An 8563-nucleotide genomic window follows, 5' to 3' on the forward strand; every position below is an offset into this window, starting at 1 on the left:
GATTCGTGGTGTTTTCCAAGGCGAACTCTTGAGCTTTGGATCGGGTGACGTCCACATCTTTTCATACGGGCAGGAACAACAGTACATCGCCTCTGATCTCGAGTTTGTGACGGCCTACATCCCTTTTGAAGCGCTTGATTTTGATGCCGGCAGAGTCCCAAACAACATCGTTCTGGCCGCCGGATCTCCAATTGCGAACCTGCTGTCTTCTGTTTTGAAGACTTCCATGCTTGGTTTCGCACAACAACTGCAAGATGACAGTCTGGTTGTCAGCGGATCCATCTCCAGTTTCGTCAAAAGCCTTATTGAAAGTGTCTACCCCCCCTGTTCCGACCGGGATATTTTTGCGCGAGCGCGCGGTATTGCTCTGAGGTCGTTCATTCGCGAAAATCTTCGTGATCCGCAGCTGTCGACAGAACGGGTCTGCAACGCCTTTGGCGCTTCACGTGCGACGGTGTACCGCGAGTTCGAACGCGACGGTGGTATCGCAAAATATATACAACGCAACCGGCTTCACCGTGCGATGCTCGATCTATCGCTGTCACAGGGGAGCAGAGGCATCGTCGCCGAAATGGCCGAGAAGTATGCCTTCGCTGACGTCAGCAGTTTCTCCCACGCTTTTCGGCGTGAGTTCGGGGCGTCTCCCAGTTCATTTGTGGTGAAGCCTGTGACAGACATCCCAAGTGGCCAAACAGCTGCTTGTTTTGAACTCATCCAGCACAATACAACATTTGACAGCTGGCTCGCTGAAGGCCTATAACCGATGGGTATCGTTGGTAAAAATTCGCGGATAGCGTAGCCTGTGGGTTGTGAGTTGACGATGGTGTCATGAACTGTCTGACAGGTGATTTATCAATTGGCAACGGAAACGCTCGTACCCACTTCTGAGGCTCAACAGGTAACGCAGATTCTTGACACTGCTGAACATGTGGCGCGCCAAGGGGGTTATTTTTGCTTTCAGTTAGACGATATCGCCGCCAGTGCCGGCCTGCCGAGCGATGTCTTGCGGTCGCACTTCGAAGACAAGCAGGCACTCGCCGTCGCGCTTCTCAAACGCTACATTACCGCTTTGATCGAAGCGTTGGGCCCGCCAGATGCTCCAGATCCACTCAAAAGGATTTTGGAGGTTTGGGGAGAAGCGGCCAGAACCGACGACCAGATGTGCCTTTGCGTGCTCTACGGATCTGAGATCCTTGCTCTTCCGGATGAAGTCGCTACCGTCACCCGGGAATACTATTCGGTTGTTACCGAATGGATCGAAACGGCCTTCGACTGCGAGCCTGATACAGGCCGACCAGAAGCGATTTTGGCAGGGCTCTGCGGTGCACTGGTTACGGTAAGGGCGATGAACCGCCCTCAGTCGTTTGAGGTCGTGGCGACCCAGCTCATCGGGTCAGTCCTGAGTTCGAACGCAGGCGAATAACATTGGCATCGTGCGCTTGCAGGCACTTCATCCGATTTGACAACCTCCTCGTGTTCAAAGGCTTATGTTCCCACACATGGCGTCATTGGCCAAACCGTAGCCAAAAGATGCGAATGTTGTTTGCGAAAGCGATCCACCGCGGAAACCGTCTGATGTTGAGCGTGCCTGCCCGGCCAAAGCCGCGCGCATTTCAGACTCAAGCCTCGCCCAACGAAATGCACTCAGCGGGATTTTGTGCGGCCCCCTCGCGATCTGAGACGTTATGCAAACAACATTGAGACAGAGCGCTAAAGACAGGTGTGCCCCGCGATAAGTAGAAATCAGACGGTGGTCGGTAAATCGTGGTCGTAAGAGTTATCCCAATTGTACCGGGAAACCTCGGTCTGAGTTGATGACCCAAAAACTGATAGGTTGTTTGCCCCAACACCGTAACAGAACGCTGGAAGCTCGAGAGTCAGTTTAGTTCATACGTGAAGAGTTTTTGGATGCAGATGGGAGAAGGTTGTTCATGACCGGGGCTTTAGAAAAGATAGAAGGCGATGTGGCATCAAAACCGATGGCCGCACCGCAAGGGGGTAGTGCTCCAAAGGTCGAATATTCGGTCTCAGGCGGCTTGCTTGCGCGGCTTTCCGCGTTGAACGCCTCATTTGGCCTGACGTCGTATCAGTCCAATATTTTGTATCTTGTTGGGCGAAACCGCCAGGGCGGTATCAACGTCCACCAATCATTCATGCCTCGCCCTATGGGTTTGTCGGTCAAGCAGACGGGCGACTTGGGCAGTGGGATGACCATGACCGCAGGCTTTCAAGTCATGCGGTTTGAAAATGTACTTTCATCTGAACAACTGGCAAACGGCCTTTTTGATAAGTGCTTCGCGCCGCGGATCACACATGTGACCGGCGCACTTGATGCGCATGATGTCGGCCTTGATGATGCTGGCCGTCCCATCTTTGTTAATACGCGTTTCAACTGTCTTGCCGTCCCGTCTGACAAGCATTCTTTTGAGGAGATCTGGCGCCCCCCCTTTATCACCGACACTGTCGATGAGGATCGCTGCCATTTGAATGGCTTGGCGATGGAGGACGGTAAACCACGATATGTCACCGCCGTCTCAAAATCGAATACAATCGACGGCTGGCGCGACCGCCGTGGCGATGGCGGTGTCGTGATTGATGTGGCCAAGAACAGGATCGTCTGCGAAGGACTGTCAATGCCACATTCGCCACGTATACATAATGGCGAACTTTGGTTGCTGAACTCAGGTACTGGTGAGCTTGGCGTTATCAAATTTGATAGGAAGGGCAAAGGCAAGTTTGCACCACGGGTCTTTTGCCCTGGCTTTCTGCGCGGCTTGAGTTTTGTCGATAGCATGGCGTTCGTTGGTCTGTCCAAGCCGCGCTACAAGCGGTTTGAGGGTTTGGAGCTGGATAGTCGGCTGCGCGAAACGGATTCAGAGCCCTGGTGCGGCGTGCAAATCATCGACCTGAACAAAGGCTCTTGCGTCGATTGGTTCCGCATCGATGGCGCTGTGAGCGAAGTCTATGATGTTGAGGTCATTCCGAACACAGTTTGCCCCATGGCGGTCGCACCAAACTCGGACGAGGTCAGGGGACTGATCACATTCGAAGGGATGAAGGTGTAGTGAAAGGCAAGAAGTGCATCGCGCAATCGCCGCGAGAGCGCTCATCCAATCTGCGCGGTGGTCGGATGACCAAAGTCGCAGGGCGGGCAGCGAGCCACGCATCCGAAGCCGGGTTGAACCTATGGGGAGCGGTGGCCACGACGGCAATAGTCGCAGCAATTTCGGCTGGCTTAGCCACCTCTGCGGCGGCGGATTGTACATCTTCGATTAACACCGGCTCAATCATCGAACGTGTCGTTATCGATTGTACTGACGCGATAACGACAACCGCCCCCTACGTATTTGACGGAATTATCAACGTCTACAGCGGCTTTGGGGATGGCTACCTGGATCGTCGGGATGTCTCGATCACGCTCAACGGGAATACACCAGCGCCACCGGACCCAAACTACAGTCCAATTGTGCGAGTTGGGGCTTACAACGGAATTGAGATTATCGAGACAAATCCTCTTCCAACCCCCCCTGACACCTACTACTTCGATCAGATAATCGCGTTTGCTGAAGGAGCGAACCTGACCAACGTGTTTGATATCGAACAGTACGCTGGTGGAAGTTTCGGAGGGGGCATAACTGTCAGAACCGCCGGTTTCCTCTTGGCGGATGGCGATACAATCAACATAGTTGGTAGGAACATCCGATCTGATCAGGCCATCACAATCGAAGCCGAACAGCGCATCTCCAGCCAGTTTGGGACAGCCATTCGGATCGACAATCAGAGCCCGTCCGGAGATATTTCTGTGACGGCGAACGAATTGACAGCGATCCGCGGCACCGGCGTCACGATCACTAGCGTTGCCGGAGACAATGAGGTCGAAGTTAGCGTCGATGAAGGAATCCAGTTCGGCAATGACGCTGACGCAGTCAACATATCAAATGAAGGTGCCAATAGCGATGTGACGGTCACACTCAGCGGCAGGGTGTCCCCCGAAAGCATTGGGAGTGATGTCGACAGTGACTTAGTTGAAATCGCAAACTGGGTTCCCGGTGCACCGGGGACGGATCATGGCGATACAACAGTCGATATAAGTGGTGCGGACGATATAATTGGTCCGGGCCGGGTTGTTGTCAGTGGTACGGGCGTTCGGATTTTGCAGGGCGCGGGTGGGGATGTGTCGGTGACGACCGGCTCAATTGGCACCGAGATCAACATCATCGATAACGGCACATTGATCGACCCTGAGCCGACGCCGACCCAATACGGCGTTCTGATAGAGGTGCTTGCTGACGCCGCCATTGACGGGACGGCGAACGCGGTCACCGTGGATACATCCGCTGGCGACATCAATGTCGACGAAGATGGTATACAGATTAACAATCAAGGCGGCGGGGCCACAACTATCACAGCGGGCATGATCCGTTCTCGAACGGGTGTTGCTATTAATGTCACATCAACCGGTACCGCGCTGGATATTCAGGCCGGTCTCGATGAAGAAGATTTCATTGTCGGCAATCGGGGCATCGTCATAAACCACTCCGGCAGTGGTGATGTTGATATCGATGTTGATGGCTTCGCAGTCGGCAGCAATCGCTACGAGGGTTTGCTGGCCAACATAACGTCCGGCGCGAATATCACGGTCACGGGCGACTCGACCAGCAACAGCATTCGTGGTCTCACCGACGCTGCCGTGATCTCCACCGTTTCGGGCCAGGTCACGGTCGAAGATTTTCGCTACATTGGCGGCAACAATCGAGCTCTCGTTTTGACCTCTCAATCCGGAGACATCCTAATCGACAGTGTCCAGAGGGTCGCTTCGGTGGCCGGTGGAAGTAACGCGATTGAGGTTCAGACAGGTGGCAATGGAAGCATATCCATTCAAGACACCGGGAACAGTGGTGTATTTGGTGTTCGCAGCGTCGATGGCAATGGTATCAATGCTGTTACTGCGGGCGGCAACATATTCATGGGCAACATATCCGCCAATGGCGTCGTTCTCAGCCGGGCAGCGGACGCGATTTACAGCTATATTTCCGGTGGGACCGGAAATATCCGGATCACAGCCGGCCGGACCACGGGTGACCAAAACGGGATTAATGCAAACAACACCGGTACCGGCAATATCGACATTGATGTAACAAACACAATTGTCGGCACAAACGGTGCCGGGATCAATGCAAGAACGTCGGGTAACTCGACACTTTCTTTGGTTGATGTGAGTGGCTCAGTCGATACCGACGGTGATTTGGTCGGTATCGTCCGGGGCGGTGCGTACGGGGTCCGGGCAGATACGCAAAGCGGGCAGGTCACGATAAGCACACTCGAGGAGGTGTCGTCTGACGCAGGAACCGCGATCGGTATCACCACGGCAGACGGCGATGTATCTGTCTCTGACGTTGGAACAGTCACAACGACCAACACTGCCGCTGTCACCCATGCAATCGATATTGATGGGGGTACCGGATCAGTTCATGTGTTTGGTGTTGGCGAGGTTGGAGGGATCAACAGCGCCCGTGGCGATGGTATCAACGTGTCGACCACAACCGGCCAGATCAGCATCGGCGTAGACGGGGGAAACCCATCGCCTGTGGGCAACATCACAGCCGGTCGGCGCGGTGTGGAAGCGCTGATTTCAGATGCAAGCGCGACCCAAGATATCGATATTGTCACCAACGCAGTTTCTGCAGGCAGCGGCATCCTCCGTGGGCGGAACAGCGGCACAGGCGATGTCAACATCGAGGCGCGCGGCGACTTAACAACAACTTCGGAGAACTTCAACGGTATCCAGGCCAACGCCAATGGCGGCAATATCAATATCAACGCTGGCAACATCGAATTGACCAACGGCGGCGATGGTCGTGGGGTCGCCGCTTATGCCAACGGTGGCGATGGAAACATCAGTGTCACCACCACTGGTACCGTTGATGGCGGGTTTGCGGGCATTGTGGCCAACAGCCAATCCACCGGTAATGTCACTATAAGAGCAACCAACACAAACGGCACCGCGTCTACATCGGGAAGGGTCGGTATCATTGTCACAAATGACGTTGGTGGCCGAACAGAGGTTGCCGCTGACAATGTGATCGGAACAGATACAAACTTCAACGCCCTTGCCGTAGCGAACGCATCGGCGGCGAATACCGACCTCGTAGTCGTTACGCATGGGGCAGTCTCCAGTCCCCGTTCCGGGATCGTCGCCACAAATAACGGATCCGGCTATTCATCGATCACCACCAATGGTCCGGTGACCGCTGTTCGCGTTGGTATCGAAAGTACAACCGGCAGCAATACATCAACATCTACGATCACAGCGAACGGGGATGTGAGCGCGCTGGTGGACGGTGCGGCCAGTGTAACGAGTTCATCAGGTGCTGGTATTGTGGCTGAGCATTCTGGCACGGGCGATCTGGGCATCTCGGTTGCCGGAACTGTGACCGCGTGGACAACAGGTATCTCTGGTATAGCCGACGGCGGCGGAGCTGTCATCATCAGTGGCTACAATGTAGCGGGTGACAATGCCGTCGTAACGCTGTCTGATGCTTCATCTTCTGTGACGCGTGATGAAAGTGTTGCTATTTTTGGAAGCTCCGACGGGAATGATGTCACCATACAAGACTTCGGCGAAGTTTACCTGCGTGATGGTGTCAACATCGACCTCAGCGGCGTTACTGCTGAAACCGTCAACGGAGGCAGTATTCTTATACAGAATATTGAAGACATTGATCTATTTGTGACCACGGGAGGTGGCGCCGGTATTTCTGCCAAGGCCGAAGGTGGTGGCAATGTTGATATCGCCGGGATAGGTAACGTCAATTCAGATGCACCATCCCGTGACACTGGCCTCGCTTTCGGTACTGGGTTATCTGCGGGAATTACCGCTTCAACAGACGGTGGCGGTTCCATCAATATCGGAGGAGCCGCGGCCGAAGACCGGATTGGTGATGTGCTCGGATCCGTCGGCATTTTTCTGGTCGCCGAAACCGGCGATGTCACAGTCGAAAACTCCGGGACCGTCACTGGCCAATTCAGGGAGGGCATATCGATCACGACGACCGGCGGTGACGTGACGCTCCGAGATATTGACGGGGTCCAGTCCACCGACCCGCCGAGTGCAGGAAACGCTGAGGACTATCATGCGATAGAAGTCATCGCCCAAAACAGCAACGCCACCACCTGCGGTGATGTTTCGATCCAAGGCGTTGGGGGTGGCACTGGTATCAGCACACGCACGGGCGATGGCATCTATGTCAATACCTGCGGGGACATCAACATTGGTGATGAAACCGCAAACGGTTACATTACCAGTGATCTTGGCAACGGTGTCTACGCGACGACCTCTGGTGGAAATATCTCAATTGGCCATGCCACGCAGACCAATGGCTCCATCACAGCTGCGACCACAGGGATACACGCCACTATCACCGGTGGAACCGGGCAAATTGATATTGTCGCGGGTAACGTAAGTGGCACAGACTACTACGGCATCTATGCAAAAAGCGACAGCACAGGCGGTATCACCATCACGGCGACTCAGCCCCTGGGGACCGAGGTGATTTCGGCTAAGGAAACGGGGATTTACGCCATTAACCAAACCGATGGGAACATCGATATCGATGCGGTGGACGTCACTGCTGGCGAGACAGGTATCATCGCGGTGAATTTGGGTGGCACAGGTTACATTGACGTCGACGTAGCTGGCAATGTGTTTGGGAATGCCTCTCACGGGATTGCGACTTATTCCGCGAGCAGCGGCAACATAACGATCAATGCCACGAATACCAATGGCACCGCCTATGTGTTTGGCTATGAACGCGCAATTTTTGCCCGCAATACCAATGGCGGCGCAGTAGAGATCAAAGTCGACAACGCCACGGCCACACAATATGAGGCCATTTACGCGGCCAATGTGACCTCAACGGGCGCGACGCCTGCGACCGACCTGACGATCTACACTTACGGCAACATCTCTGGCGGCACGCGTGGAATATACGCGTCCAACCGGGGGACAGGGGATCTGAAAATCACCGCGACCCAGACCCTTGGGACCGATACGATTTCAGGAAACTTGTTCGGAGTTGATGCCCGTAGCTTCGGCGGTGGGAACATCGATATCGATGTTGTGGACGTTACTGGGGGCACATCGGGGATCGTCGCGGCGAATTTGGATGGCACGGGCGACGTTGATGTTGGAGTGACCGGCGATGTTCGTGGGAATGCCACTCGTGGGATTGCGGCTTATTCATCCAGCACTGGCGGAATCACAATTAATGCCACGAATTCCACTGGCACGGCTTATGTGTTTGGCTATGAACGCGCTATTCACGCCCGCAATACGAATGGTGGCGCGGTCGAGATCAAAGTCGACAGCGCGACAGCAACTGCCGATCAGGCGATTTACGCCATCAACGAGGCCTCAACTGGTGCGACAGCTGCTACTGATCTGACGGTCTATGCCTTTGGTGACGTTTCGGGTGGCCGGGAAGCGATTGAAGCGACGAATGAGGGCACTGGCGACCTGACGGTTTTTGCAAGCAACGCGGATAACGATGTGTCGGTATCGGGC

Annotated in this window: 4 protein-coding genes; all 4 read left to right on the forward strand. The window is 54.7% G+C overall.

What is annotated here, in order from left to right; all coding sequences use genetic code 11:
- On the forward strand, positions 1–760 hold a 760-nt coding region (locus tag ACR0MP_RS21855), incomplete at its 5' end, for a helix-turn-helix transcriptional regulator (protein WP_480893914.1).
- Positions 761–856: 96 nt separating this feature from the next.
- Positions 857–1423 carry a TetR/AcrR family transcriptional regulator gene (locus ACR0MP_RS21860; protein WP_480893916.1) on the forward strand — a complete coding sequence of 189 codons (567 nt, stop codon included), beginning with the start codon at positions 857–859 and terminating at the stop codon, positions 1421–1423.
- Between the two features lie 508 nt (positions 1424–1931).
- Positions 1932–3065, forward strand: coding sequence for a TIGR03032 family protein (locus tag ACR0MP_RS21865; RefSeq protein WP_480888095.1), 1134 nt, complete (start codon positions 1932–1934; stop codon positions 3063–3065).
- 65 nt (positions 3066–3130) lie between these two features.
- On the forward strand, positions 3131–8563 hold a 5433-nt coding region (locus tag ACR0MP_RS21870; RefSeq protein WP_480888097.1), incomplete at its 3' end, for a beta strand repeat-containing protein.

It is taken from the genome of Ruegeria sp. K3, from assembly GCF_056531845.1.

Excerpts from the sequence above, each read along its gene's own strand:
- ACR0MP_RS21865 (WP_480888095.1), top strand. The coding sequence starts at position 1,932 with ATGACCGGGGCTTTAGAAAAGATAGAAGGCGATGTGGCATCAAAACCG.